The organism is Microcystis sp. M_QC_C_20170808_M9Col (genome assembly GCF_007095495.1).
GTDB classification, from domain to species: domain Bacteria; phylum Cyanobacteriota; class Cyanobacteriia; order Cyanobacteriales; family Microcystaceae; genus Microcystis; species Microcystis aeruginosa.
In genome coordinates this window covers 1-25,299 of sequence record NZ_SFBZ01000267.1, presented here as the reverse complement: position 1 = coordinate 25,299, position 25,299 = coordinate 1, and the positions used below count along the sequence as shown (strand labels likewise).

The 25,299-nt window shown below is 42.4% G+C and carries 29 protein-coding genes and 3 pseudogenes; 17 read left to right on the top strand and 15 right to left on the bottom strand.

Features of this window, described 5'->3' with window-relative positions:
• Window positions 1–99 (top strand): annotated as a pseudogene (locus tag EWV68_RS16355) (IS630-like element ISMae26 family transposase); the annotation flags it as partial.
• A 1-nt stretch (window position 100) separates the two neighbouring features.
• Here EWV68_RS16355 and EWV68_RS16350 read toward each other — a convergent pair.
• Complete coding sequence (locus tag EWV68_RS16350) at window positions 101–823, bottom strand: hypothetical protein (RefSeq protein ID WP_287170428.1); 723 nt, start codon at window positions 821–823, stop codon at window positions 101–103.
• Window positions 820–1,083, bottom strand: coding sequence for a helix-turn-helix domain-containing protein (locus EWV68_RS16345; protein WP_002774832.1), 264 nt, complete (start codon window positions 1,081–1,083; stop codon window positions 820–822). The genes EWV68_RS16350 and EWV68_RS16345 overlap by 4 nt, the downstream gene beginning before the upstream one ends.
• Window positions 1,084–1,291: 208 nt before the next feature.
• Between EWV68_RS16345 and EWV68_RS16340 the strand changes: the two are divergent.
• The 9 genes and pseudogenes from EWV68_RS16340 to EWV68_RS16300 all read left to right on the top strand — a co-directional run.
• Window positions 1,292–1,567, top strand: a pseudogene (locus EWV68_RS16340) (DUF29 family protein); the annotation flags it as partial.
• Between the two features lie 136 nt (window positions 1,568–1,703).
• The gene (gene cpcF, locus EWV68_RS16335) at window positions 1,704–2,327 is read left to right on the top strand and encodes a C-phycocyanin alpha-cysteine-84 phycocyanobilin lyase subunit CpcF (protein ID WP_287170426.1); all 624 of its coding nucleotides are present in this window, start codon (window positions 1,704–1,706) and stop codon (window positions 2,325–2,327) included.
• Window positions 2,328–2,389: 62 nt separating this feature from the next.
• The gene (locus EWV68_RS16330) at window positions 2,390–3,163 is read left to right on the top strand and encodes an ABC transporter permease (protein WP_159251382.1); all 774 of its coding nucleotides are present in this window, start codon (window positions 2,390–2,392) and stop codon (window positions 3,161–3,163) included.
• A gap of 227 nt (window positions 3,164–3,390) precedes the next feature.
• Window positions 3,391–4,284 (top strand): ABC transporter ATP-binding protein, encoded by an 894-nt coding sequence (locus EWV68_RS16325; protein WP_061432797.1) that lies wholly within the window; start codon window positions 3,391–3,393, stop codon window positions 4,282–4,284.
• Between the two features lie 135 nt (window positions 4,285–4,419).
• Entirely contained in the window at window positions 4,420–4,899 is a 480-nt protein-coding gene (locus EWV68_RS16320; RefSeq protein ID WP_002784577.1) for a hypothetical protein, read from the top strand.
• A 504-nt stretch (window positions 4,900–5,403) separates the two neighbouring features.
• Entirely contained in the window at window positions 5,404–5,685 is a 282-nt protein-coding gene (locus EWV68_RS16315; RefSeq protein ID WP_103113232.1) for a DUF2470 domain-containing protein, read from the top strand.
• 54 nt (window positions 5,686–5,739) lie between these two features.
• Window positions 5,740–5,952, top strand: coding sequence for a hypothetical protein (locus EWV68_RS16310; protein ID WP_002761887.1), 213 nt, complete (start codon window positions 5,740–5,742; stop codon window positions 5,950–5,952).
• Complete coding sequence (locus EWV68_RS16305; protein ID WP_002798892.1) at window positions 5,949–6,302, top strand: NINE protein; 354 nt, start codon at window positions 5,949–5,951, stop codon at window positions 6,300–6,302. The genes EWV68_RS16310 and EWV68_RS16305 overlap by 4 nt, the downstream gene beginning before the upstream one ends.
• 6 nt (window positions 6,303–6,308) lie before the next feature.
• Complete coding sequence (locus EWV68_RS16300; RefSeq protein ID WP_287170424.1) at window positions 6,309–6,995, top strand: helix-hairpin-helix domain-containing protein; 687 nt, start codon at window positions 6,309–6,311, stop codon at window positions 6,993–6,995.
• A gap of 528 nt (window positions 6,996–7,523) precedes the next feature.
• Here EWV68_RS16300 and EWV68_RS16295 read toward each other — a convergent pair.
• Window positions 7,524–8,300 (bottom strand): SDR family NAD(P)-dependent oxidoreductase, encoded by a 777-nt coding sequence (locus EWV68_RS16295; protein WP_287170422.1) that lies wholly within the window; start codon window positions 8,298–8,300, stop codon window positions 7,524–7,526.
• A 148-nt stretch (window positions 8,301–8,448) separates the two neighbouring features.
• Between EWV68_RS16295 and isiD the strand changes: the two genes are divergently transcribed.
• Both isiD and EWV68_RS16285 read left to right on the top strand, forming a co-directional pair.
• A complete protein-coding gene (gene isiD, locus EWV68_RS16290) occupies window positions 8,449–8,661 on the top strand; it encodes a protein IsiD (protein WP_002796844.1) in 213 nt (70 codons plus the stop codon).
• Between the two features lie 164 nt (window positions 8,662–8,825).
• A complete protein-coding gene (locus EWV68_RS16285) occupies window positions 8,826–9,824 on the top strand; it encodes an adenosine kinase (RefSeq protein ID WP_287170420.1) in 999 nt (332 codons plus the stop codon).
• 536 nt (window positions 9,825–10,360) lie between these two features.
• Here the strand turns inward: EWV68_RS16285 and EWV68_RS16280 are convergent.
• The 9 genes from EWV68_RS16280 to btpA form a co-directional block, all read right to left on the bottom strand.
• The gene (locus EWV68_RS16280) at window positions 10,361–10,636 is read right to left on the bottom strand and encodes a hypothetical protein (protein WP_287170419.1); all 276 of its coding nucleotides are present in this window, start codon (window positions 10,634–10,636) and stop codon (window positions 10,361–10,363) included.
• Window positions 10,637–11,337: 701 nt separating this feature from the next.
• On the bottom strand, window positions 11,338–12,390 hold the full coding sequence (locus tag EWV68_RS16275; protein WP_287170417.1) for a retropepsin-like aspartic protease: 1,053 nt from the start codon (window positions 12,388–12,390) through the stop codon (window positions 11,338–11,340).
• Between the two features lie 478 nt (window positions 12,391–12,868).
• Window positions 12,869–13,096 (bottom strand): hypothetical protein, encoded by a 228-nt coding sequence (locus EWV68_RS16270; RefSeq protein WP_002790010.1) that lies wholly within the window; start codon window positions 13,094–13,096, stop codon window positions 12,869–12,871.
• Between the two features lie 2 nt (window positions 13,097–13,098).
• Window positions 13,099–13,572: a type II toxin-antitoxin system VapC family toxin gene (locus EWV68_RS16265; RefSeq protein WP_079208544.1), complete on the bottom strand. Its 474-nt coding sequence runs from the start codon at window positions 13,570–13,572 to the stop codon at window positions 13,099–13,101.
• Window positions 13,573–13,715: 143 nt separating this feature from the next.
• The gene (locus tag EWV68_RS16260; protein ID WP_061432792.1) at window positions 13,716–13,958 is read right to left on the bottom strand and encodes a DUF433 domain-containing protein; all 243 of its coding nucleotides are present in this window, start codon (window positions 13,956–13,958) and stop codon (window positions 13,716–13,718) included.
• Between the two features lie 284 nt (window positions 13,959–14,242).
• Entirely contained in the window at window positions 14,243–15,481 is a 1,239-nt protein-coding gene (locus EWV68_RS16255) for a DNA cytosine methyltransferase (RefSeq protein ID WP_287170416.1), read from the bottom strand.
• 48 nt (window positions 15,482–15,529) lie between these two features.
• Window positions 15,530–15,745 carry a hypothetical protein gene (locus EWV68_RS16250; protein ID WP_287170415.1) on the bottom strand — a complete coding sequence of 72 codons (216 nt, stop codon included), beginning with the start codon at window positions 15,743–15,745 and terminating at the stop codon, window positions 15,530–15,532.
• 176 nt (window positions 15,746–15,921) lie between these two features.
• Window positions 15,922–16,908, bottom strand: coding sequence for a vitamin K epoxide reductase family protein (locus EWV68_RS16245; RefSeq protein WP_287170414.1), 987 nt, complete (start codon window positions 16,906–16,908; stop codon window positions 15,922–15,924).
• A 170-nt stretch (window positions 16,909–17,078) separates the two neighbouring features.
• A complete protein-coding gene (btpA, locus tag EWV68_RS16240) occupies window positions 17,079–17,930 on the bottom strand; it encodes a photosystem I biogenesis protein BtpA (protein WP_061432788.1) in 852 nt (283 codons plus the stop codon).
• 470 nt (window positions 17,931–18,400) lie between these two features.
• On the opposite strand from btpA, the gene rimO reads away from it, so the two are divergent.
• The 4 genes from rimO (at window position 18,401) to EWV68_RS16220 (ending at window position 22,569) form a co-directional block, all read left to right on the top strand.
• Window positions 18,401–19,714 (top strand): 30S ribosomal protein S12 methylthiotransferase RimO, encoded by a 1,314-nt coding sequence (gene rimO, locus EWV68_RS16235; protein ID WP_287170429.1) that lies wholly within the window; start codon window positions 18,401–18,403, stop codon window positions 19,712–19,714.
• Window positions 19,715–19,755: 41 nt separating this feature from the next.
• Window positions 19,756–21,195: a DEAD/DEAH box helicase gene (locus tag EWV68_RS16230; protein ID WP_002781592.1), complete on the top strand. Its 1,440-nt coding sequence runs from the start codon at window positions 19,756–19,758 to the stop codon at window positions 21,193–21,195.
• Between the two features lie 223 nt (window positions 21,196–21,418).
• A complete protein-coding gene (locus tag EWV68_RS16225) occupies window positions 21,419–21,772 on the top strand; it encodes a hypothetical protein (protein WP_287170413.1) in 354 nt (117 codons plus the stop codon).
• 5 nt (window positions 21,773–21,777) lie between these two features.
• Complete coding sequence (locus EWV68_RS16220; protein WP_287170412.1) at window positions 21,778–22,569, top strand: hypothetical protein; 792 nt, start codon at window positions 21,778–21,780, stop codon at window positions 22,567–22,569.
• Between the two features lie 79 nt (window positions 22,570–22,648).
• On the opposite strand, the gene EWV68_RS16215 is transcribed toward EWV68_RS16220, so the two are convergent.
• The gene (locus EWV68_RS16215; protein WP_287170411.1) at window positions 22,649–22,777 is read right to left on the bottom strand and encodes a hypothetical protein; all 129 of its coding nucleotides are present in this window, start codon (window positions 22,775–22,777) and stop codon (window positions 22,649–22,651) included.
• Window positions 22,778–22,865: 88 nt separating this feature from the next.
• Between EWV68_RS16215 and EWV68_RS16210 the strand changes: the two genes are divergently transcribed.
• Entirely contained in the window at window positions 22,866–23,300 is a 435-nt protein-coding gene (locus tag EWV68_RS16210) for a DUF4332 domain-containing protein (protein ID WP_061432784.1), read from the top strand.
• Window positions 23,301–23,328: 28 nt separating this feature from the next.
• On the opposite strand, the gene EWV68_RS16205 is transcribed toward EWV68_RS16210, so the two are convergent.
• Both EWV68_RS16205 and EWV68_RS16200 read right to left on the bottom strand, forming a co-directional pair.
• Window positions 23,329–23,682 carry a phenylpyruvate tautomerase MIF-related protein gene (locus EWV68_RS16205; protein ID WP_002734736.1) on the bottom strand — a complete coding sequence of 118 codons (354 nt, stop codon included), beginning with the start codon at window positions 23,680–23,682 and terminating at the stop codon, window positions 23,329–23,331.
• A 300-nt stretch (window positions 23,683–23,982) separates the two neighbouring features.
• Window positions 23,983–25,182 (bottom strand): annotated as a pseudogene (locus EWV68_RS16200) (type ISP restriction/modification enzyme); the annotation flags it as partial.
• Between the last annotated feature and the right edge of the window lie 117 nt (window positions 25,183–25,299).

Sequence of the window (25,299 nt, the reverse complement as noted above, 5' to 3'; positions counted from 1 at the left end):
TACAAAGACTTAATAGAAGGGATTGAATTGGCTATGTTAGAAGTTACTCAAAAAGATATTCGCAATTGGTTTACTCACTGTTGCTACTGTACCTCATAAGTCAGAGAATTGCTATATATTTGAAGCGAGTGATCAGTTCCCGCAAGAGCATTTGATACTCTTGTGTCGGCTTATAAAGCCTGCCATCATTTCCCCAAGAATTAACTATTTCTTCAGCTTGAAATAGTTCTTCGTCCGTCCCTTGAAATTTGTATCCATTAGTATTTGTTTGTTGCAAATTTGCTCTCCTTTGGGTTGTATCTTCGGGTTCTAGAACAAGGTAATCAGGAGGATTATGATAATGATCATCTCTCGCTTTAGCCACTGAAAAGCCAGAGACAACGCATACATCTAGAATCTTGGGTTTGCCATAAATTACCGCTTCAGGCAGCCAAGCTATTAGAGAAACGTAGGTTTGATCAAACTGAAAATGATTTTGACTATCTTTGAAACGGGCTGTTATTTCAGTAGCTAATGGGAACCATGCTTTTATTTCTAATCCTGGGGTAGGCTGGATGCTACCTAGGAAGACAGTATCAGGAAATCCTGGATCTTGTCTTTTCCATTCACCAAACGGCGCAAATATTTCCTGCTTATTTAAAAACTCAACAGTGTTAAATTCAATCAGATTTCCCAATAGTGGTGATAGCTTTGAAATTACTTTGGCTAAATTAACTGCTGCAGCAACCGATATTGGTCTAGCAATGTCTAATAGGTCAAATCTATGTCCAGACAAATCATCTAGATATTGCGATGCCAGGCTAATAACATCTTCTGTATTCATAACCCTTCCCCACAAGATGTGGACTGACAAGCTTGCTCAACTTGCTTTAAAATTTCGCAAGGATCTACACCGATTACACGACTAACCAGAAGGAACTCAACCACATCTAATCTTCTTTCACCATTTTCGTATTTGGCAACGAAAGATTGCGGCTTTTTGATGGCTTTAGCGAGGGCTGCTTGAGTTAAATTCGCATCCTTACGAGCGGCGATCAGGCATCGACGAAAGACATGGTACTCTGGGCTAAAAATAGATTTCATCGTGCTTTAATGAGCACAGGAGTTAGCATTTCCAAGATAAACCTATTTTAGAATAATCCCAAAATGGGATTTTAAGTTCCCCACGGCCCTAGTAAACAGCATACACCCCCCAGTGTAGCGGACGGTGTGAAGTCTTTGGTACAATGGCGAAGGTTACTCGCTGCTGCTGATCTGGAACGATAGAAAGTTTGGGCAGAAGTCAACACACTGCCTCAAACTCTGCTATACTGATTACGTTGAGGATTATCGAGGTTGGCAAGAAACTATTAGGCGCAGTCAACGGGAACTAGAAGAACTTTTGAGGGATTCTCCTAGTTTAAAACCCTACTGGGATCAAGTATTTTTAGATTGCTATGCCACGGCTTTAAAAAGCTTGCGAGATAACCCAGATTATCAATCCTTTAACCTTCCCGATGATTGTCCTTTTCCCCAAGAAATTAGTCAGATTTTACAGAAAAAAGTTTGGCGATTAAATTATCTTTAAGAGTTTGTTGGTGGGGTTAGGAGATAAGAATCAGTCGTCAGGAGATTATTTTTATTTATTCTTCCCACTTCATAATTTATAATTCATAATTCATAATTCATAATTCCCAACCCCTCATCCCCTCCAATGATAACCAATGCTTCCCACCGTTGAGACTTTAATTATTGCCGTCGAAAAAGCCGACTCAGCTAATGAGTTACTAACCGCCGTGGAAAATTTAGCCGCCGCCAAAAGTGAAGCGGCAATACCCACCCTTACCGATGTCCTGAGATATAATAACCCCGGTGCCTCCGTGGCAGCCGTGGATGGTTTAATCGCCATCGGCAAAGCGGCGGTTCCCTATTTACTGGCCAACCTAGACGGTTATAATTATGGGGCGAGAGCTTGGGCAACCCGCGCCCTAGCGGGAATTGGCGATGTGCGAGGATTGGACTTATTGCTTGATGCGGCGGTGAGTGATTTTTCCTTTAGCGTGCGGCGAGGGGCGGCTAGAGGCTTAGGAAATATAATTTGGTCTGATTTGGAGGAAAGTCGGGTTTCTGAGGCTCAGAATGCGGTTTTTGCAGCACTGGAGAAACTTTCGCAAGGAGATCCAGAGTGGGTGGTTAGATATGCGGCGATCGTCGGATTGGAGGGGTTAGGAACTGCGGCGGCGGCATTTCGCAGGGCGATTCGGGAACTTTTAGGACAGATTCGGGAGACGGAAGCGGAAATAGTGGTAAGATTGCGCGCCGATCAAGCTCTGGAACACTTACAATAAGCCTAAGTCAAAAGTAGGAAAACTTATTTCTCTACAGGGAGAAACAATTACACTAACATTCTATGAAATATTGGCAGGAAATTTTAGCGATCGCTCAACGAATTTTAGTAGAATTAATCCGGCGCGGGCGTAGCTTAATCCTCTGGGGCATTTTCCCGATCCTTGTCCTGCTCTTAAATGGCTATATTATGGCAGAAAAAGGCAAAATTGAGCTTGCCGAGGCGATGGCTCTGGCTACTCCTCCCACCCTCGTCGGGGCGGCACTTTTCTTTAGTTGTTTGGGGGGAACCGTGGCGACGGTAGTGGCAGAAAGGGAACAACAAACGATTAAACGGTTATTTTTATCGCCTTTAAGCGGTGTTTCCTATTTTATCGGCATTTTTCTCGCCCATTGTGCGATTGCCGCCTGTCAGACAGTTTTAGTTTATTCTATTGCTAAACAGTATGGAGCCACTTTTAAAGGCTCAATTCCTCTAGAATTATTAATTATTTTCCTTAGTATCACCGCCTATGTGGGTTTAGGATTTATCCTCGGTACTCAACTGGCGAAAAGAACAGAAGATGTTAATGCTTTGGTGGGAACTTTTGGGGTTCCTTTATTAATTTTAGGCGGCGTTTTTCTCCCGACTGCTTTATTCCCCGATAATATTCTATCTCTGGCTAAATATAACCCGATCTACCACATGAATGAAGCTTTAATTGCTGTTTGGGCAAAGGGCAAAAATCTACAAGATATTAGCTCTCATTTTCGCTTTCTTTGTCTTTTTGCTCTAGCTATGGTAGCAGGTGGTTGGCTTACCTATCGACAAATGTTAAACCTTGAACGCCGACTGTAAATCAGTTATCAGTTATCAGTGATCAGTTATCAGTTAGGTAGGGTGGGTTAGGCGGAGACAAATTATCAGACTTAATCATTAATTTATCTATTCGCCGTAACCCACCATCAGTTATTCAGCTTCCTATTTTTCAGTATAATTAGCCAATTTCCCTGTTATTCTTACTATTACCTAGCTGACGGATGATGGCTTAAAAAATCCTGACTATCCTTGTTACTTTATTAAAAATGCTGACTATTAATAATGTCAAAAAAAATTACGGAAGACGCTTAGTATTAGATCAATTAAACTTTCATATTGAAGCGGGGGAAATTTACGGTTTACTCGGTCCCAATGGTGCGGGAAAAACCACCACTATTAACTTAATTTGTAATTTATTAAAACCCTCATCGGGAGAAATTACCTTTAATTATTTGCCAATTTCCAGAGTTACTAAAGAATTAATTGGGGTTGCCCCGCAGGAAAATTTGTTGTACAAATCCCTTACTTGTGAGGAAAATCTCAACTTTTTTGCTCAGATTTATGGACTCGATCGCCACCAGCGTCGTCATCGGATTAAAACCAGTTTATCCGCAGTAAATTTGCTTGATCGCGCCCGTAGTCCGGTGGAAACTTTAAGCGGTGGAATGCAGCGCCGGATGAATATTGCCGTGGCTATTGTTCATCAGCCAAAATTATTAATTCTCGATGAACCAACTACTGGTTTAGACATCGAATCTCGCTATGAAATTTGGGATTTAATCGGAGAATTACGGCGCCAGGGAATGACAATTTTATTAACTACCCATCTCCTCGATGAAGCACAGCGTCTCTGTCAACGTATCGGGATTTTAAAACAAGGTCGTATTGTTGCCGAAGGTAATTTAAATCAGCTGCGTCAGCACATTCCTGCGAAAGAAATTATTATCATGGATACCCAGGATCAAGAAGCGGCAATAAATCGAGGTAAACAATTAGGATTTACTCCCAAATTTTACGGTAAAGATTTAGCTTTTTGGTTACATGAACATCTAGAATTAAGCGAGATTATTCAGGCATTCGATGGCATTAATATTGATTCTCTCGCCCGTCAGACGATACAGTTAGAACATATTTATATGGAAATTATGAATCAATTTTAAAACCGTTTTTGAAAATTAAGGTTGATGATCAGCATTTTTGCGGCAATTGACCTCAATTAAGCTAAATCACCGTTTTTTTACCGTCATGATCATCTATAATTTTTGGATAGGTTCTATTAATTGGAGACAAAATCAATGATGAAATTAACCTCTATCACTGGGTTATTGAGTCTATCGGCGGTATTATTAAGCTCACATCTACCGGCAGCGGCGCAAAATTGTCGGCCACTGTCTTTATTAGGGGGTGAAGGTAGTGAAGTTACGAAAAGCGTCTCACAACCCACTGTTCCAGGGCCTTTCGGTGTCACGATAACTCGTAATAATTGGAATACCGATTGGGCAGTTCCGGGGGGGAGACGTTTTCAGAGGTTTATCGTTACGGTTTCTGTCCCCCGGGCTGCCTCCTTCGATATCCGGCTGTTTCTCAAGTATAGCGATCAAACTAACGAGGAATTTTTTAATACTAATGGAGTACGAATCGAACCCGATAAACCCTTAACAATTACTGCCACAGTCCGGGCAAATGATCAACCTTTTCTAGTCAATCTTTTTGTCAATGGTATTCAGCACATCGGTAATACCTACACCGCTTCTGTTGTCGGTTGTGAACGATAAAATATATAAGGTGTGCTGAAAAAGTTTTTTGGTGGGGGCAGGGTGTGGGGTTTTAAGCTAAGAGGCATTTTAATCGCCTATCCGATTAGCTGAATCTCTCCCAATCCCTTTACTGTTGCCTCTTGTTTCATCTCAACAGGCAATTTATACTAAATCTGGTTATTAAAGACTGATTATCTATTCCTCCTTTTGCCTCTTGCCTCTTGCCTATCCTCATAAGTAGCCTATACTCAACGGATTTAGTATTAAATGCGCGGGCAGCCCCGGACTTTACTCTCTACCCCGATTGACCTTCAGTGGGACAATTAGATCGATGCACAATTAAGGATTTTTGTCAAGACAATAATATTAAACTTATTATTGATGTCTGCCATGCCCACGCCCAAATTATCTGGCAATTAGCGATTAATTAAGCTACCCTAACTAATATCCCCCCCATTGGCCTCGATTTAGAACTGGCTTTTATCCGTCCCCACCTTATTATCGATTTTTTTCGGGAATATTATGTCTGAAACTATCACTCCCGCCATTAGCGATCGCATCTGTAAACACATGAACAAAGATCACGGTGATGCCGTGCTTTTCTACGCTCAAGTGTACGGTAATATTACCGATGCAGAAACCGCTCAAATGCTCTCCATCGATCCCGAAGGCATGGATTTAGCCGTAGAAAAATTAGGGGAGAGTCAAACAATTAGAATACCTTTTGAGCGCACCCTAGAATCAGCCAAGGATGCCCATAATATTCTCGTTGAGATGCTAAAAGTTAATCAAACCACCCCTTGACAAAGCCCGATTTTGCGACTATCACCGAAAAAGACCAACCTAGAGAATTAGCCCATGAATCAGGTTAATAGTACGGGAATAAAAATACCCAAGTCTGGCTGGCGTTTACTGCCTTTTTTAGTCTTGGGTGTGCTAGTTTTTGCCTTTAATTCCTCCCTAGAATTAAATTATCTAGTTAAGGGTTATATTACTCTCTTGGAATTACAGACAGGCATCGTGGTTTTATACTTTCTTTTGGCTAAATTAGGGAAATCTCAAAAATTATGAGAAATAGAACTATAGCGGCTTTACTAGCCTTTTTTCTTGGTTATCTTGGCATCCATAAGTTTTATCTAGGGGAGAATTTGGCAGGTGTTCTCTATCTACTTTTCTTCTGGACTTTTATCCCCGGCATCATTGCTTTTTTTGAATTTATTGGTTTAATCATCATGTCAGATCAAGCTTTTGATGCTAAATACAATCCTAACTATCTCCCCAGCAGTAGAGAGCGAGGACTGCCGGAATCAGGTCAGCAAAAAACCGCTACTTTACTCCAGCTTAAAAAACTTTACGATCAGGGAATTATTACTGCTGAAGAATACGAAGAAAAACGCAGAAAATATTTAGATTCTCTTTAAAAAAATATGTCTAATCTCTCTCCTCGCCCTCCCGAATCTTCCGAGTGGATCTGGCTGTCTTTAGTCCCAGTTTTTGGTGGGCTTGCCATTGCTAATGCTGGCAAAAAAACTAATAACCAAAGTTGGTTATCCGTCGGCATTGCCTTAACAATTATCTCCCTTATTTTCCTTACACAAGAGTCTTTTATCGTAATTTGGTTTGCCCAAATCGGCCTGGGTTTATACATCCGTCAACAGCTTAATTCCCATCCAATAGCTTCGGCAAATAGAACCGATTCCAGACAGTCATCCTCTCCTCTCGAAAAAATTGATATTAACAGCTGTTCCACCAACGATCTGGTTTATAAATTAGGGTTGCCGATTGTCTATGCCAATGATATCGTTTCTGTCCGTAATGAAGGACATATTTTTACCGATTTAGAAGAATTACACTTCCTGGCTGGTTTACCGGAAAATTATCTCAAAAAATTGGAACCTTTGATTATTTTTGCCTACGATATTCGCCAAGAAGTTGACGTTTCTTGGCGTTGTTTAAACTACTACTCCGTTGCGGAATTAGTCAATCTCGGTCTTGACTTTTCCCTGGCCGATAAAATTGTCGCCGAAAGAGAAAAAAACGGTGTCTATCGTTCGGCCATCGAAGTGAGAAACCGGACAGGTATTCCCTTAAAATCCTATCAGCAATTGCTCTAATTAGCTTTATTCGGCTCTTCTGGTTTCTGTGTGGAAACGAGGTCTATACTGATAGTTTATTTAACCAAATAGTCCTAAAAGTCTTTCCCAGTAAACATTTCACGATTTCATAAGCAAAAATTATCACACAAAGTCGAGAAGAGCCTTTATTCTAGTTAGGGTTTGCTGAATAAATCTAAAAACCTTGTTTAGGGATTTTTTCCCTGAAAATTAGGTAATTGACCACCTGAAAATGGGTAAAACCCCACACCCCACACCCCACACCCCACACCCTGCCCCCACGAAAAACTTTTTCAGCAGCCCCTAGTTATAGTTTGCTGAATAAATCTAAAAACCTTGTTGGATAAAGTTTTTAGACTTTTTTTCCTTCAAAAAGTGCCGACCATTAGAGTGATCGGGGGTAAAATTCAGGGACTTTTTCCCTGAATTTTAGGTAACTGACTACCTCAAAATCGGTAAAACCCTACACCCCACACCCCACACCCCACACCCTGCCCCCACCGACAAACTTTTTGCCGCAAACCCTAGTTATACCTTGAATTGCTTTTCTAGCAAAGACACGATCCAACTTCTAGGTAAAAAACGGGGCAGATTGACGATAATTTTATTAGCAAATTTACCGGCTACCACGTTGGGGCGTTTGTTTGCCAAGGCAGTTAAAGCCTCTTGTACCACCACTTCTGCCGAATCTAACCGGCCGTTTTTGCCCATAAAGGCACTGGGAAATCGGGCCACCTCAAAAAAATTAGATTCCGTCGGACCGGGGCAAAGAGCGAGGATTTCAACGCCTTTGTCTTTATTTTCTGCCCAGAGAGACTCGCTAAAGCTGAGGACAAAGGCTTTTGTCGCCGCATAGACGGAAAGATAGGGCAGCGGTTGAAACCCAGCAATGGAAGCAACATTGATAATTGCCCCCCCAGCACCAGCAAGCATGGGACGGAGAAAATAGTGGCTTAATTCCACCAATACCAGATTATTTAACTGGATCATTTCTAACTGTCGGGCTAAATCCTGCTCGCTAAAAGCACCATAACCACCAAAACCAGCATTATTTACCAGTAAATCAACGTTGATTCCTTTTTGGTTCACCGTATCATATACTAGCTTTCCCGCCCCAGCAACGGTCAGATCTTGGACGATAACCGTCACTTTTACCCCGTATTGTTCCCCCAATTCCGCTGCTAATTGTTCTAGTTTATCTCTGGATCTAGCGACTAAAATTAGCTCCATTTGCCGTTGGGCAAGTTGACGGGCAAAGACGACACCGATACCAGTGGAAGCACCGGTAATGAGGGCTGTTTTCATAGAAGATCAATCAAAAATAGCTTTTTTGCCGGAATTGTAGCACAATTACCCTTCCATTTACAGTTCTTAACTTGGCGGGGAAGGCATTTTTTCAACTCAGAATATATGTTAGGCTAGAAATAGAACAAAGGTCGAGGGAGGTGCAGAAATGACAGTTATAAGCTTCACTGATCAAGATATTGCCAAGTATACCGCCGCTGATATTGCTTCTTTGGCCGAACGACTAGAAAAAGATGAGTATAGTAACCCCTTCGAGGCTTTGCGGGATTGGCATCTGTTGCGAGCGATCGCTTTCCAAAGGCAAGAATTAGCCGAATCTTATCTTTATCTGTTGGATCTAGAGGCCTACGATGAGGCTTAAAGTGGCTTAGTTAAACAAAACTTAACACAAATTACTGGGGGTGTGAGACTAGCACACCCATTATTTTTGATTATGATATTCTCTGGCTGAAAAAAGCCCCTAGCTTTTTGCTCCTTATTTCCCTACTATCAATAACAAAGTATTTTTAGGCGATCGACTAAATTATGGGCAAACAATACAACGTTTATGGGATCGGTAACGCGCTCGTCGATATGGAATTTCAAGTCTCTCCTGAATTACTGCAAGAATTGGGCATCGATAAAGGAGTGATGACGCTGGTGGACGAAAATCGTCAAACCCAGTTGATGGAAAAATTGGCTCTTGATTGTAAACGCAGCGGTGGCGGATCGGCGGCGAATACCCTAGTAGCGATCGCTCAGTTGGGGGGTAGAGGTTTCTATTCCTGTAAAGTGGGCAATGACGAATTGGGCAAGTTTTATCTACAATATCTGCGGGCCTGTGGTTTGCATACCAATGAACACGGCGGCGAAAAAGAGGTGGGAATCACGGGAAAATGTCTAGTTTTCGTCACTCCCGATGCCGATCGCACCATGAATACTTTTCTCGGCATCACTGGGGAAATTTCCGAACGGGAATTAGTCCCTTCAGCGATTGCTAATGCCGATTATCTCTATCTCGAAGGTTATCTCGTCACCTCTCCCACTGCCAAAGCTGCCGCTATTAAAGGGCGAGAAATTGCTCAGGCTGCTGGAGTCAAAACCGCTTTATCCCTGTCGGATCCCAATATGGCGATCTTCTTCCGGGAGGGATTACTGGAAATGATCGGAACGGGGTTAGATTTCGTTTTCGCTAATGAGTCGGAAGCTTTGACTATTTCCGGCAGCGAGGAAATTGAGTCAGCGATCGCCTATTTTAAAACCATTGCCAAAGGATTCGCTATCACCCGGGGTGCCAGTGGTTCTTTGATCTATGATGGCGAAAATCTCCTGGAAATTGACCCCCATCCCGTACAGGCGATCGATACCGTCGGTGCGGGGGATATGTATGCAGGTGCGTTTCTCTACGGTATTACCCACGGTATGGGTTACAAAGGGGCGGGAAATCTCGCTTCTCTAGCGGCTGCCCGGGTGGTTTCTACTTTTGGGGCGCGTTTACAAACCGAGGAAATTCAATCCCTGCGCGATTTGATCGTTTTGGGATAGGTTTTGTCAGTGATCAGCTTTCAGTCATCGGGAGTCAGGTTTTTTCTCCCTGCTCCCTGCTCATAGTCTTAACGAGTAATTTAGATAGGGTTTGCTGAATAAATTTGAAATGTAGGCAAAGTAAGGGTTTTGGGGCTTTTCTCGCGAAACAGGTGCAAGATTTTGAGAGAATCGTCGTTCAAAACCTTGCGTCTTCATCGGCCCGCGTCCTTTAGGGGCGAAGCATTCAGGCAATAACCTATCGGTGAAAACGTAGATTTTCTATCCGAATGCTTCGCCCGTACTTATTCAGCAAACCCTAGATAGTCATACTAAATCCTGTTTAAAAGGTATAGGAGGGCGGGGAGAAGGGAGCGGGTTTTTCAAGTTGGATTGGGGGTTAATCATGCTATTAAAAACCGATTCAGTATAACGGTAAAGTTAGACCGTCTTCACCGATAACTTTGGCTGAGTCATAGCGCCTCAATTGTAACGCGCCCACCTTCCACTGCCTCAATCTGAAGTTTAAAGCCATACAAAAGACCCATCCCCACACATCATACGGGCTTTCTCTGGCTGCGACTGCCAAAACGGAAGACGGATCTATGTCCAATACGAATCAGCCAAGGTTGAGCATCAGGGACACGCTCATAGAGATGATCGGTAGCAGTAATCGTATCGTCGGCAAGCTCAAACGCTCCAGTTTCGATGTTGATCGCCACAATTCTCCCCTGATTTCCCTCCTCCACTTGAGAACGTACCTGAGATTCATAAATCTCATTACCACGTCGAGCGAATTCTTCTTTGCTGTAGCGGGGTTGACGAACTGTCATTGGCTTGACCCTGGGGCAACTTTTGCCCTCTATTTTAACCTAAACATCGGAAATCTTCGCTAACATTCCCCAACTGAGCCCACAAGAGCGGCATCGCACTTAAACCCACAGCTTTAATCAATGGGCATGGTGCGTTCCCCAAAATCGATCGCTGGAGCAGTAGCACTTGCATTAGGGAACGCACCCTACCAGATCGGCGATCGCACTACGTTCAGGTGCAGCGCAATTGTTATACCTGGACTTCCCCCGTATAAACATACTAGCTATGGCTAAAAGTCTTACAGAGCCTGAGTTCAAGCAATACAATACCAATGAACTACTGGACACAAAATCCTGAAGTTCTTACGCAGATAGGGTTTGAGGCAAAAATTTTCAAATTTGACCTTTAGATCATTATAGCTTGTTTTGCGGCAGAAAACCAGCAAAAACATGGCTACAGAGCGAATCCCTTACTCTAGAGATTAATGACACTATCTGTTAAAATCAGGTTAGCGATCACTATACAGCCAACTCTACGGAATCGCTCTACTCCAGATACAGTCAACGGTACAGCCATTTTCAAGTGAAAAATGTACCCAGTAGCCTCTTTTCAATTTTTTCTTAGAAGCTCCATGCAGTAAGGGTTTTGTTAATTTTCTAGTATTTATGTATGGGGGAAGTCCAGTTATACAGCAATCCTTTGGATGTAAATTTTATCCAAATCACTGGGGAGCATCCTCATTAGAATCCTCGCTTGTTTCACCTTCAGGTAACAAAGGAACTTCCGAACTGCTTGATATAAGATTAGTAGTGCTTATTGAGATAACTTGAAGTTGTGGCACAATTGCAGAAATGATTAACTGTCTTTCTTTATCAGGTAATTCCATATTTGCAGCTTTTTCTATTAACTCAAGTCTTCTATGTGCAATTTCAAGTAAAGCCCTTTCAGCTTCGATCTTTTCTTTATCTATCTGAATTAGCTTTGCTTGTATTTCTACAGATTCTTTTTCAGTTTCGACTTCAACTCTTCTTAAATTTACTTCAGATAATTCCTTCTCGTGCTTTCCTCTCCATACAATGTCCTTGACCGTTTCTCTTAGTTGTTCTAATATTTTACCGAGACCTAATAGATCAAAGGATGCATCAGAACCATAGCGAGCAGAAATCACCCTTAACGGCTCAACGGGTAAATCTTCAAAATTGATTTTTAGAGCAGATGTCTGCAAGGAATTATTTTGCGTCTGAATTTCATTGGCAAATTTGCTCACAGCAGCAGAGTCGCTAGAATAAACCAGACTAAAAACTTGATAAAGATTTGAAAGTGATGTTAGTAGACTTACAAAACTACCAAGATATTCTTCAATAGGAAGCAGATTAGGTAATGAAATACTAATTCTAAGAATATTAGATGAAATTTGCTGGACGCTTACAGTTTCAATTGCGTTTGGATTAGTTAGCCTTGATATGATATTTAACCCAATAAGCAAATCTTTACTTGTTGGAAGCACAAGAAACTCAATATTATCAAGAATAACAAAATTGCCTTTAAACTCGATACCGACTGATAGAGAAACGACTTTAGATTGTAAAATATTACCATTAACACCTCTAAAATTTACATATTTATACGGGAGTTGATCTTGGCTCTCAATTAAAGCCAAAGAAGACTCAGGAATGACAGACAACTCTGCACCAGTATCTAATAAGCCATTGAGACCAAGACCAACTTCGCGAATTTCTCTCTCGTTTCCGGGAGGTGCAACATATATTGTCACGTAGAATCCTGACTTGCGCATATATACCTCAATCACCAATCAGTATACTAAATAGGCATTCAATACTCTAATTATTTCGTATCGCAAAAGGTTTATCAACTTTGCTGTATAACTAGAGATTATACAGAAACTTTCCGTATAACACTCTTGAAAGTAACAATATGGGTCAACTTTCGGTATATCACCCCATTTAGGCGCAATCGCCAGAAGTTTTCCCTTTATCACCCCCAAAAGCCTGTTAGCCAGACTAGCATATTGCCAAAAACCTTGGTTAACTAAATTTCTGACAATTAGGCTTATTCTAGCGATGATTCCTCTGTCTGACCGCCCCCTTGACAAAAATTTACAATTATTCGACCTTTAGCGATCGCTATCGGGGGATAGTTGTTTTTTGTTACAGCAGTGGCGAGAAGGGAGCGGGTTTTTCAAGTTGGATTGGGGGTTAATCATACTATTAAAAACCGATTCAGTATAACGGCTAAGTTGAGCGGCGGCTAATATCCTTTGCACCACTATCAATATCTCTCGCTCGTCCGCTCCAACGTGTTGTTAGACCGTGTTTTCGAGATAAGGTTACAACTTCTCTGCCACTTTCAGCTTGTTGCTTTTGCAAATCAGCAAAGATGGCTTTCAAGTCATGATTGAATGACCGAGAGTACTCTTCACGAATTCTGTGGATCTCTTCCACAATCTCATCCTGAAACATAATCAACCTCCGAGAAGTTCATAGGGTGTACAAAGAATTGGCAACTCGTAGCCAAAATCAAGGCTGATCTCTGCCAACTTTCCCTGAATTTGAGCATTGGCGATGTGCTTGCAATTCCAGGTGAGCAGGTAATCCATGCCGTGAACGGTTGCGGCGGCGATATGAACAGCATCAATATCAGCTTTTGCGGGAAGGTTGCTGCGTTCCAAAAATTGCTCTGCTAAATCTAGCACAGCTTGGTTCAAGTCGAGTAAAGATAGATTAGCAAGGATTTCTAGTCGTTGAGATGCGATCACAACATCACCTTGTGAGGTTTCTTTCACGACCGCTTGGGATGAGTAAAGTTGAAAATCGCCGCGACGTGTATTCCACCACTCCTTCGTCACCTCAATATTTGCGGCCACAACAATATCTCTGCTGGGTCGAGCAGTAAGATAGCCTAAGATACTGGTTTCAATATAGACGGTTTCGCTCACGGCAATCTAGAAAATCTATCCAATGCCTATCCTACCGCATTTAATCTTGGTTCTGAGGGTGTTGGGTAACAGTCGTCAACCCAACCTTGTACGTGAAATATTCTTGTCAGCATAAAGTTGCCGCAGAAAGCGGTAGTCCCTGATCAAGCAACAGCTTCATAGCGATTAGGAAGTTCAATGATGCGATCATCCAAGTAAGAAGAGGCAAAAATTAGGGCTTGTCGAATATCTTCATCCTCCAGTTCCGGAAACTCTTGATGTAATTCTGCTCGATCGGGATAAGTTGCCAGTAGCTCAATCACTCGACGAACCGTAAGGCGAAGGTTACGGATGCAGGGTTGCCCATTCATTCGTTTCGGATTGCTTGTAATACGATCTAGTTTCATTAGAGTAATTCTATTGCTTCATGATCATTTTAAGCTTTAGCGGGGGTAAGCAATGCCTGAAAGACATCCTCCACATATCCATTCTCCGTCATCATATAAACCGTCACCCATACTATCTTTATATCACGCCCAAAAGCGTGTTAGCCAGATTAGCCCACACCGCACTTAGACTCACAACTTCAATCAAGCTGCATGGTGCGTTCCCCAAAATCTATTAGTGGAGCAGTAAGAGCCACATTAGGGAACGCACCCTACAAGATCGGCGATCGCCCTTTTAGTCAAAATTAATTAACTTCTAACCCCGGAATGCTTAACTGTTCGGTTTTTGGCTGTGTTTCCCCCAGATAATCCCCTTGCAACATATTAATTAAACAGCCACCAAGATGATAGGCCATATTCACGGGAACTGCGTTACCAATCTGTCGATATTGAGAGGTTAAATTACCGGTAAATTGCCAATCATCGGGAAAGGACTGCACTCGTGCATATTCTCTCACGGTCAAAGGACGAGTTTCTTGGGGATGACATCTTTCTGTTTGGGTTTGTGCCGGACTACAGGTAATAGTTAAAGCTGGTTCATCCCAAGATAATCTTTTAGCATATCCTGTCCGTCCGCCGTGATTTTTGAGACTATTTTTCATATATTCTTTTTGAATATCCATCGGTAAATTTCGCCAATTTCCTCCTGCGGGAACTAAGGACATAATCTCTTTTTTTCTTTCTTTATATTCTACTCCTGGAGAACTGGGACAATTCTCTAGAGCTTTTTTCAGAGAAATAGTATAGTTTTTATATTGGGGAAAAATCGGTTTAATATTTAGGTCTTGACGGGTAGCAATAATAATTAATCTTTCTCTTTTTTGGGGAACATCGAGAAATTGAGCCGATAAAACTTGATAAGCATCATAATAACCGATTTCCTGTAAAGCTTGCAGCATTAATTGCAGGGTTTCTCCTTTTTTATTGCTTAATAATCCTCGAACATTTTCGGCCATAGCGATTTTAGGTTGCACTTCCTGTAAACAACGAGCAAACTCAAAAAATAAGCTCCCTCTCAAATCTTCTAATCCTTTTCCTAACCCAGCATAACTAAAAGGTTGGCAGGGAAAACCTCCAGCTACAATATCTATTTTGTCTCTAAAATCAGAAAATTCAATCTTTTTTATGTCTTGATTTATAACATTCCATTGCGGTCTATTGAGTCTTAAAGTATTAACACAATCTTGATTAATTTCCACCAGTAATTGCGTTTTTAGTCCCGCATTTTCTAAACCTAAAGCCATACCACCACAGCCAGCAAATAATTCGATAACCGTGTAATTAGTTGGCTCAACAGTTTGTAAAATTCTCAATTCTCTGGGGGATTGGTTATTTTTAAGATTGGTTAATTGCTCGAGATCAAATAACCAATCAACTTGATTGATTTTCTGACCTTTGATTAATTTTTTCTTTTGCCATGTTAGTATTTCTGCGGCAGTTACACCGAGAATATTAGCGGCTTTTTGTAGATTTACCTGAGTCATAACCAATAATTAGCAACCTATCTACATCTTTATTATACACCAAATTAGCTAAACTCGATAAAGTTCTTTTTCGATTTTCCTGACTGTCATCTTTAACTTATTCAGGATATTTTCATAGATAAAATCATCAATTAGACGACAAATTTGATAAGTATCTACCAAGTCATGAGTAACAAAGGTAGGAATTTTTATCGAAGGTTTCTGTAAATTAATTTCTTCTAATAATTGGGTCAAGTTATGGCGATAAGAGTATAAATAGCTCATTATAGTTAGTTGCTGGGTTGGGATTGTTTACTTTTTGCTTAAAACTATTAATTTAAGTGCTGCTGCTGGTCATGTCAACAAATAGTAATTAGACACCAGCTATAACGACATCGAGATAATAGACAACAATAAAGGCTGAACCTTGTTCAGCCTCCAGTATAAATTTTAACTCTTTCCTACTTACGTCCCGGAACTGTATATTTAAAATTCATCGGGCCGGTATAACCAGAAACCTCCGCCAATTTCTCTAATCTTTGGGTTCCCGAATATTCTTGACCCTTAATAATCCAAGTGGGGAAACCTTTAATTCCGGCATCGCGACAAGCTTGGGGATTACCATTAACCCCTTGGGGATCGCATTCGATATAAACCCCTTCTTTTTTGAGGATTTCTCCCGCTTCCTTACCAAATAACTGTTTTTGATCGTAACAGTGGGGACACCAAAAAGCCCCGTATTCCTTCGCACCAATTGCTTTTAAATGTTTAGCCAGGGCGATTTCTGCTTTTCCCGAAACCGTGGTTACTTCCCAACCGTAGGGAGGTTTAGCCGCTGTCATTGGCCGGGTAATTTCTTCTTTTCCTGCTGCCACCGTGGGGGAATTTACTCCCGCATAAACTGCTAAAGTTCCCACAAAAGTAATCATTGCCACTACAACCATCGGCAGTATAATTTGTCCTAAACCTTCCCATTCGCGACCGACAATTGTGAGAATTAATAAGGTTAAAGCGAACAAAGCCGAAGTAATGCAGTAGGGACACAATTCCTTTAAGTCCGTGGCTAGAATATACATTAAATAACCACTAAATACCGCCATCGCCGTCGCCCCCGCTAACAGAAATAACCAAGTATTATTTTCTAAACTTTTGCGGAGATTTTTCTGAGTTTCCCCATTAATAAATAGAGGACTGAGGGCAAAAACCGCCATGGCAATATAGGCCAAAAAACCGAACAAACTCAAGGGCAGCCCGAAAACCGTAGCGTAGGGACTATTAAGCACACCAGTACAACCAGCCCCATCACTAGCCCCGGCGGTACAGGCAGCAGCCCCTCCCGTCAGTTTGGTAATGGTTAAATAGCCAGTCAGAATCGCCCCCACGATCGAAACGCCCCCAATTAGGGGCCGAGAGTAGCGATGAATCCAAGGTACAGAACGACGACGCATAATATTATTTAGATTAAATTACAGCAGAATTCAGGAGTCAGGAGGTAAATCGAAATGTACTTTGTCGAAAGGAAAAATTCCCTAACCATATTGTGTTAATTAGGACGTTTTCAATTCCTAAAAACTTAGGATAGCTATCCCCTGAAACTATCCGCCATTCTAGCAAGGGGTTATGTGGACAGGGGCAAAGAAGGGAGAGAATTATTAATTTTTGCCTTTTGATCGTTGATCAGGCGTGCCGTTTCCACAAATTGCGACACCCGGATCGGATCCACCGGTTCAGTAATTTTGCCATGACGCTTTAGGGAACTAGCCACGATCACCCCATCAGCAGCCGGCAGTAACCGCCCGATATTGTCCAGATCAGCCCCGCTGCCGATAAAAACCGGTGTTCCCTTGGCCGCTGCCACTGCTAGTTCCAAATCCTCAAAACTGGGGGGGCTACCGGTGGCCCAACCGGAGAGGATCACCCCGTCTGCTAGTCCCCGTTCGATCGTATCTTGCACTGCCGTAGTCAGATTAGGGGTTCCCAAGGGGCGGGCGTGTTTAACCAAAACATCCGCTAAAATTTTGACCTCAGACCCCAATTCGCGGCGATAACGCAGGAGTTCGTGGGCCTGACCCTCAATAATGCCCTGATCGGTGGCCATAACCCCCGTTAGCACATTAACCCGAATAAATTGGGCATTAACACAGGTAGCGATCGCTAAGGCACTATGGGCATCATTGCGGAGAACATTAAGACCGATCGGTAAGACCACCAGATTTTTAATGCGATCGACAATTAAAGTCATGGCACTAACCACGGCGGGATCCACCTGTTGCTTAGTAAAGGGGGCATCAAAAAAATTCTCGATAATCAAACCATCAACACCGCCGGCAGCCAAAGCCGTCGCCTCCTGTTCAGCCCGCTCGATCACCGTCTTGAGACTGCCACCCCAACGGGGGGAAGTGGGCAGGGGGGCGAGATGAACCACGCCAATAATCGGGTTTTTTGTCTTGAAAGTTGCAATTAAGTTCACAGCGTCTACTACTCTTAGCGTCCCCAACCATGCGCCGCTCACCCATTTTAACAGGGTGAAGGCCTAGCCACGGTTCCACGGGGGGGAAATTATTTTAACTTAGTGCCAGCATTCGTCCCTCGCACTTAGTGCGATGGGACGGGGCTTTTCAAGGGGCGAAGTAATTCGCCCCACAGTTCCCCTCATCAATGCTGACTTTGTATATAGACAATTCCAAAAAACTATGTTATCATAAACGGGTCTTGACCACTATTCCTTAAGCGATAACCAAGCTCAACGGGTCGTGTTGCAAGAAAAAGTGTGGGTCTTAGGAACTAGGACTCCTGCCTGTAGAGGGAAGGTAAGACTTGCTATCTTTCGAGGTAGAAAGCGCATCCCATTGAAGCAGGAAGCTCTCAAATCCGTTGAGAGTAGTTCACAATGTCTTAACATTAAAAGAGAAGTTTAAGATTTGGTTGATACTCGATCGCATGGGCAATAAGCCAACCATCGCCATCTCACACCTAGGCTGTGAGAAAAACCGGATCGACTCCGAGCATATGTTAGGACTGCTGGCCAAGGCCGGCTATCCCGTAGATAATGACGAGGAGTTGGCCGATTACGTTATCGTTAATACCTGTAGTTTCATTCAAGCAGCTAGAGAAGAATCCGTTCGCACCCTCGTGGAACTGGCGGAAGCTAATAAAAAAATTATTATCTCCGGCTGTATGGCCCAACATTTCCAAGATGAACTCCTGACGGAATTGCCGGAAGCCGTGGCCATTGTCGGCACGGGGGATTATCAGAAAATTGTCGAGATCGTCGAACGGGTAGAGACGGGAGAACGAGTCAAAGAAGTCAGCACCGATCCCACTTTTATCGCCGATGAAAATCTGCCCCGTTATCGCACCACTACCGAAGGAGTCGCCTATCTGCGGGTGGCCGAAGGCTGCGATTATCGCTGTGCTTTCTGTATTATTCCCCAGCTGCGCGGCGATCAGCGATCGAGATCGATCGAGTCCATTGTGGCCGAAGCGCGACAATTGGCCAGCCAAGGGGTACAAGAATTAATTCTCATTTCGCAAATAACAACCAATTATGGGTTAGACTTATATGGCGAACCCAAATTAGCGGAACTCTTGCGAGCGCTGGCAGAAGTCGATATACCTTGGATTCGCGTTCACTACGCTTACCCGACCGGGTTAACGCCAAAGGTTATCGAAGCGATCCGAGAGAGCCCGAATGTTTTACCCTATCTAGACTTGCCGCTACAACATTCCCATCCCGACATCCTGCGGGCGATGAACCGTCCCTGGCAAGGACGAGTCAACGATGGCATTATCGAGCGGATCAAGCAAGCTATCCCGAACGCGGTTTTACGAACGACTTTTATCGTCGGTTTCCCCGGAGAAACCGAGGAACATTTCAGCCATCTGCTGGAATTTGTCAAGCGTCATGAGTTCGATCACGTCGGGGTGTTTACCTTCTCCGCCGAAGAAGGTACAGCCGCTTTTGACCTGCCCGATCCAGTGCCACAGGCAATTATGGACGAACGCCGCGAAAGGTTGATGTTAACTCAGCAACCAATCTCGGAGCGCAAAAATCAAGCTTATATCGGTCAAACTGTCGATGTTCTCATCGAACAGGAAAACCCAGAAACAGGAGAATTAATCGGGCGCTCCGCTCGTTTTTCCCCGGAAGTGGATGGCTTGGTTTATGTGACAGGTGAGGCGATTCTAGGTGCGATCGTACAGGTCCGAATCACTGCGGCCGATACCTACGATCTCTACGGCGAAATAGTCTAATTTTTCCATTTTTCTTATTTAATTCCCACAAAACAATCCCTATGACCACTGGTTTCAACAATTTAGGTTTATCCGATAGCCGTCTTCAACACCTAGAAACGCTTGGATTCACCACCCCCACCGAAATTCAAACCAAAGCCATCCCTCTCCTTCTAGAAGGGCATGACATGGTAGGAATGTCACAAACGGGAACCGGCAAAACTGCCGCCTATTCCCTGCCTTTACTGGAACGCATGGACACCAAAAATCCTAACGTTCAAGCTTTAATCCTCACCCCCACCCGGGAATTAGCCCAACAGGTGGCCAGCGCCATCAAAGATTTCTCTGATGATCGTCGTCTCTTTATCCTGACAGTCTGTGGTGGTCAATCCATGGAACGTCAGATCCGCAGTCTGGAAAAAGGTGTCCAGATTGTGGTTGGGACTCCCGGCCGGGTAATCGATCTGCTCGATCGCAAAAAACTCCATCTAGAATCCCTAAACTGGGTAGTCCTCGATGAAGCGGACGAAATGCTCAGTATGGGTTTTATCGATGATGTTAAGAAAATTCTGCAAGCATCCCCCTCCACCCGTCAAACCGCCTGTTTCTCGGCAACTATGCCCCGGGAAATCCGCGATTTAATCGCTAATTTCTTGAAATCTCCCGTTTCTGTGACGGTTTCTCAACCCCAGGCCGCTCCTGCTAAGATTGAGCAGAAAATTTATCTGATCCCTCGCGGTTGGACGAAATTAAAAGTCCTGCAACCCCTGTTAGAGATCGAACCCCTAGAATCGGCGATTATTTTCGTCCGCACCAAGCAAACCGCGGCCGAATTAACCAGCAAACTGCAAGAAGCGGGGCAAACGGTGGATGAATACCACGGTAACTTAAGCCAAGTGCAACGGGAACGACTGGTGCAACGTTTCCGCGAGGGCAAAATTAAATTAGTGGTAGCCACGGATATCGCAGCCCGCGGTCTAGATGTGGAAAATCTCAGCCACGTTATTAACTATGATCTGCCGGATAATGCCGAAACCTATATTCACCGCATTGGCCGCACCGGCCGCGCCGGTAAAACGGGAACTGCTATATCCTTAGTAGAACCGATCGATCGGCGTTTATTACGTCAGATTGAACAGCGTTTGCGTCAACGTCTGGAATCTAGTCCCATTCCTAGCCGCACCGAAGTAGAAGCAAAACGCCTGGCCAAGCTGCAAAATCAGCTAAAAGAGGCTTTATCGGGGGAACGTATGGCTTCTTTCTTGCCTTTAGTGCGGGATTTAAGTGAAGAATACGATCCCCAAGCGATCGCGGCGGCTGCCCTGCAAATGATCTACGATCAAAATTGTCCCCAGTGGATGAAAACCGATTGGGAAGTTCCCGCAGCGACGAGCAGCAAACCGGTGATTAATAAAACTCCCCGCAGTGGTGGTAGTAAGTACCCCTCTAAGTCGAATAACCGTCCTTCCCTGGACAAAAAAATCGTCTTTCAAGAACGTTAATTTTTAGTTCTTGAATAGATAATTTTAAGAGTTGATAGACCGTTTTGGTTCTATCAACTTTTTTTTGTCAGGTAATTTCCCAGTACGTCGTCGAAAGCATTCTACATAATTTTATAGCTAAACTTTTGATAATTGATTCTAATCAAGTATTTGGGCTTTGTTTGACATTTTTGCTGATAATTACTATATAATTGTCTTAAATGAATAAATTTGAACATTTAATATGTCGAGTTCGTCAGAACCTTATCGTGGGAGGGTACAAGCTCAAGGAGACGATATCCAGCAAGAGGGTGGATACAGTTGTTCTTGGGCAAGAAAAAATCCTGTTACTGCTAAAGAAGGATTATCATTTCTTGCTAATATTAAAGGGCAATGCAGCGAATGTCAACGAGAGGAACGGAAACAAGCGTTTAGAAAAGCTGAACGCTTTGTTACAAATGCTAGTGAGCAAGGTGGTGTCACTCCAGAGGCACAACCGCAATCATTTCAGGATTCTAAACGTAAAACTAAAAACGCCCGTGTAGATATTGAAATTCGCAGTGGTCTTACCTTTATCCCTTCGCCCCAAACAGAATGACAACGATGCTTAGAAGAGTACAACAATTTTTAGACTCTGGCGATAGTGATAACGCTAGAGAAGAAATTGATAGAGCTTTCGGCAATCTGAGAAGGGTGGATAGTCATGTTAGAGAGTTTGCAGATCTGTTGGCACTGGGATCGATCAAAGCTTCAGAAATCGGCTTAGGGGTATTGGGACGTAAGCTTCTACAGAATGACAGCGAGATTAACAATGAGGTTGTTTGGTTATTTATTGCGTCAATTTTATCTCGCAATAGTATTCCCCCTGATAGTCCATCTAGAATCAGCCTACTTGTTCTTACCGCTTCTGTCAATAGTTGGGAATTACCAATTTTTGCGCTTCTTGCCCCTGCCCTCGACGCTTTTTTTAAAGTTAGTCTTGCGGACGGAACCCCTTTAATTGCCGAACAAACTCTTGATTTTTTGGCCACTTGGGGAAGACTTTATGCGAAAGCACCGCATATCAAAAAGCAGCTTCAAGAACTTCAATCTCTTAGTAATAATCTATTAGAGCAAGTAGATGACTCAGAGTTAAAAGCTGAATGGTCAGAGGGAATTAATATATTTTTTGAAGAAGCCAGGACAACCAAATATTCAGATAGTAATGTTTTTTCTGCTGGTGAAGAATTAATTAAAAAAATTTATAATACTCAAAGTTTACAGCGCAATACAGAAGATAAGAATTTGGCAGAGACAAAAGACAAGTTACTCCAATTAGTCACTTCGTCTTTTGCTACTATTGGAACAGTTCTTGATAGTGATGGAGTCATACTAAATCCGGTTATTAAAAACTGATTATTTATTTCCCCTTTTGTCTCTTGCATGAGTGCCTGTTCTGATATGTAGCGCATACTCAACGGATTTAGTATTAACCCTATATACTTTTGACTTTTTTATACTGTTCCGTCACGGTGGCATTTAATAGATCATCTTTAAAATTTCTGATTAATTCAATTACTAAATTATAAATACTGATGTATTCTTCATAATCGATAGCCCGCATGGGTTACGCTACCGCTAACCCATCCTACAAATAATTGTGCCTCCCTACTTAACTGCTATAATCTACTTATCAATAGTTAATAATTTCGATGAATCGATCGCAACTTATCCACAGGCAAAGCTGGTTAATTGAACATTTGCCGGGGTTAAGTGACCAAGATTGCCAAAAATTAAAGGATTGCGGTATCGACACCACCGCACAACTTCTGCAAAAAGTTCGTCCGCAATTGGGTAAGGAAAAATTAGCAGTAAGAATGCAAATTCAGGCTAAATATATTAATAAGTGGGTGGCAATGGCGGAATTAGCCTCGATTCCCGCCGTGGGTTGTCAATACTGCGGTTTGCTGGTTCATGCCGGTATTGCTTCCATCCCGCAATTGGCACAGACATCAATTCAGCAGTTGCATCGACAGATTCTCCGCTTTCAGGTGGCTAATCTGCAAAGACGCGATTTATGTCCCGATATTGCGGTGATGTTAGCTTGGATTGAACAGGCAAAAATCCTCACCGGAGAGTTAAAATAAGCCCTATCTCCGATAATTTTGGCATAAATTAGCCAAAAGTAGTGCCATTCCATCCCCAAAGATCACCTTTCGCCTCGGCAAATTCTAGATAAATGCGATTTTTCGGTATTCCTAAATAAGCCTCAATTTCTTGACAAAAATCACTACTCATGCTTTTAGTTTGAGCGGCGGAAATAGAACCAACACTTTTAATCTCCACATAACACACCGGCTCAAAAGTACCAGCAAAAGTCATTTTTATCCCCGATTCTAAAGCTGTCATCACATAGGATTCGGGTTTTCCCAGATGTTTAGCTAATTTAGCCGAAAGACTCTGCAAAAGTTGATTAACCGTCTCATCATCGAGGGAGGTGACAGAAGTTTGAATTTTAATTAGAGGCATAGAAAAAATCTCAGAAATATTTTTATATAATATAACAGTTTTGATGGCAATCACAGATATTCTTTTGCTTCAGAAGGCTTCAATCATCCAATCCTTGGGGAATTATGAATTATGAATTGGGGAGTGGGAAGTGGGAAAAAAACTGAATGTCATACTAAATCCTGTTATTAAAAACTGATTATTTATTTCCCCTTTTGCCTCTTGCATGAGTGCCTCGTCTCATAACTAGCCTGTACTCAACGGATTTAGTATCAGCATTCATCCCATCGCTAAAAGCGAGGGAATTCTGCTCACACTAAGTTAAAAAGAATACACGGCTGTTTTGATATTTTGGTAGTTATCATCTAGGTCTGATTCTAGGAGAATAATCGCAGTAATTCTCCTAGTCATCTCGCTTACTTCCTGCACTTCTGGGATAGTTAATCCCCGTCCTAATAATTTTTCCTCGCGATAACTTAGCCATTTTTTAATGACTTGATAACCCCCGATAGTATATTCCCAAACCCGGGCCGGTATATTTTGCCAATAGGCTCGATCGTTGAGATAAATATCATAGGTGGTCGTTCCTAATAATTTTCGCATTTCTGGGCTAATTACGCTCATTTCTGCGGTTGTATATTGTCTGGCGATCGCTTTTCCTTTACCCGGCATTGTCACGCCATTTTTCCCCCCGTGTCCCCAACCGACGTTAATAATTAAATCCCCCTTATCCGGGTTTAAATTTCCCCCATCAGTGCAGGAAATCAAGGCGATTTTTTGCAGTGCAGGGGTCGGTTTTTTGGTGACTCCTATAACGGGGTTTTCTGTGTCTAAAAGAGAGGCGATCAATTGTCCTAGTTGGGCAGATTTAATTAATAATTCTTGGCTATTAGGAAGGGGAATCCTTGGGAAGTCTTGACGAATACCGTCGGCATTTTCCCCAAGATACAAGGGAGAGTACCCAATCGCTAACGAGTGCAGCCAAATTAAGGAGGCATTCTCGATATTTTCATCAAGATTATTAATACCCAGTTGATTTAAGTATTGACGAGATTTTTCCGAGAGATTGGCTTTTGTTTTAACAGTTGTATAACTTTCAACATTAAATAGTTTATCTTGTTTTTTTGCTTCATGTTTCGCAGAAGGATAAATTAACATGGGAAATGCAACTGCATGACCTCTCATACAATCCCTAGCAAAAAGACTTTGAGTAAATAGAAATGGAATTCCTTCTGGTTGAGCAACTCCTTTAGAACGACTTAATAAAAATAAATTTTTATATGTGTATTGTACATATAAATCTGGCCTTACTCTTTTCCAAACATTAGGGGCTAAAGTAATATAACACCATCTTGTATCATAGGGACGGAAATTATATCTTTTCAGGTTATTTTCTTTAAACGAATCTAATTGATGTGCTTTTTTTCGTACAGTTTTAGCATCAAAAGACGCACTATCTCGACTTAACCCAGTTTTTAAAGTTAAAAATTCATCCCAGTCAGTTGTTTTATCAAAATACTGGCTCTTCGGGAATTGTTATGCAAATAATTAACTTAAAATAAAATTCGATGAGAGCGCCTACGCTCAAAAGTAGCTGAAATCCATACAGGGAAGGACTTAAGGCACAAACAGGTTAAT

Bases quoted from the DNA above. Each gene is read 5' to 3' on its own strand.
- EWV68_RS16350 (WP_287170428.1), bottom strand. From the start codon at position 823: ATGAATACAGAAGATGTTATTAGCCTGGCATCGCAATATCTAGATGAT.
- EWV68_RS16345 (WP_002774832.1), bottom strand. From the start codon at position 1,083: ATGAAATCTATTTTTAGCCCAGAGTACCATGTCTTTCGTCGATGCCTG.
- cpcF (WP_287170426.1), top strand. From the start codon at position 1,704: ATGCTTCCCACCGTTGAGACTTTAATTATTGCCGTCGAAAAAGCCGAC.
- EWV68_RS16330 (WP_159251382.1), top strand. From the start codon at position 2,390: ATGAAATATTGGCAGGAAATTTTAGCGATCGCTCAACGAATTTTAGTA.
- EWV68_RS16325 (WP_061432797.1), top strand. From the start codon at position 3,391: ATGCTGACTATTAATAATGTCAAAAAAAATTACGGAAGACGCTTAGTA.
- EWV68_RS16320 (WP_002784577.1), top strand. From the start codon at position 4,420: ATGATGAAATTAACCTCTATCACTGGGTTATTGAGTCTATCGGCGGTA.
- EWV68_RS16315 (WP_103113232.1), top strand. From the start codon at position 5,404: ATGTCTGAAACTATCACTCCCGCCATTAGCGATCGCATCTGTAAACAC.
- EWV68_RS16310 (WP_002761887.1), top strand. From the start codon at position 5,740: ATGAATCAGGTTAATAGTACGGGAATAAAAATACCCAAGTCTGGCTGG.
- EWV68_RS16305 (WP_002798892.1), top strand. From the start codon at position 5,949: ATGAGAAATAGAACTATAGCGGCTTTACTAGCCTTTTTTCTTGGTTAT.
- EWV68_RS16300 (WP_287170424.1), top strand. From the start codon at position 6,309: ATGTCTAATCTCTCTCCTCGCCCTCCCGAATCTTCCGAGTGGATCTGG.
- EWV68_RS16295 (WP_287170422.1), bottom strand. From the start codon at position 8,300: ATGAAAACAGCCCTCATTACCGGTGCTTCCACTGGTATCGGTGTCGTC.
- isiD (WP_002796844.1), top strand. From the start codon at position 8,449: ATGACAGTTATAAGCTTCACTGATCAAGATATTGCCAAGTATACCGCC.
- EWV68_RS16285 (WP_287170420.1), top strand. From the start codon at position 8,826: ATGGGCAAACAATACAACGTTTATGGGATCGGTAACGCGCTCGTCGAT.
- EWV68_RS16280 (WP_287170419.1), bottom strand. From the start codon at position 10,636: ATGACAGTTCGTCAACCCCGCTACAGCAAAGAAGAATTCGCTCGACGT.
- EWV68_RS16270 (WP_002790010.1), bottom strand. From the start codon at position 13,096: ATGTTTCAGGATGAGATTGTGGAAGAGATCCACAGAATTCGTGAAGAG.
- EWV68_RS16260 (WP_061432792.1), bottom strand. From the start codon at position 13,958: ATGAAACTAGATCGTATTACAAGCAATCCGAAACGAATGAATGGGCAA.
- EWV68_RS16255 (WP_287170416.1), bottom strand. From the start codon at position 15,481: ATGACTCAGGTAAATCTACAAAAAGCCGCTAATATTCTCGGTGTAACT.
- EWV68_RS16250 (WP_287170415.1), bottom strand. From the start codon at position 15,745: ATGAGCTATTTATACTCTTATCGCCATAACTTGACCCAATTATTAGAA.
- EWV68_RS16245 (WP_287170414.1), bottom strand. From the start codon at position 16,908: ATGCGTCGTCGTTCTGTACCTTGGATTCATCGCTACTCTCGGCCCCTA.
- rimO (WP_287170429.1), top strand. From the start codon at position 18,401: ATGGGCAATAAGCCAACCATCGCCATCTCACACCTAGGCTGTGAGAAA.
- EWV68_RS16230 (WP_002781592.1), top strand. From the start codon at position 19,756: ATGACCACTGGTTTCAACAATTTAGGTTTATCCGATAGCCGTCTTCAA.
- EWV68_RS16225 (WP_287170413.1), top strand. From the start codon at position 21,419: ATGTCGAGTTCGTCAGAACCTTATCGTGGGAGGGTACAAGCTCAAGGA.
- EWV68_RS16220 (WP_287170412.1), top strand. From the start codon at position 21,778: ATGCTTAGAAGAGTACAACAATTTTTAGACTCTGGCGATAGTGATAAC.
- EWV68_RS16215 (WP_287170411.1), bottom strand. From the start codon at position 22,777: ATGCGGGCTATCGATTATGAAGAATACATCAGTATTTATAATTTAGTA.
- EWV68_RS16210 (WP_061432784.1), top strand. From the start codon at position 22,866: ATGAATCGATCGCAACTTATCCACAGGCAAAGCTGGTTAATTGAACAT.
- EWV68_RS16205 (WP_002734736.1), bottom strand. From the start codon at position 23,682: ATGCCTCTAATTAAAATTCAAACTTCTGTCACCTCCCTCGATGATGAG.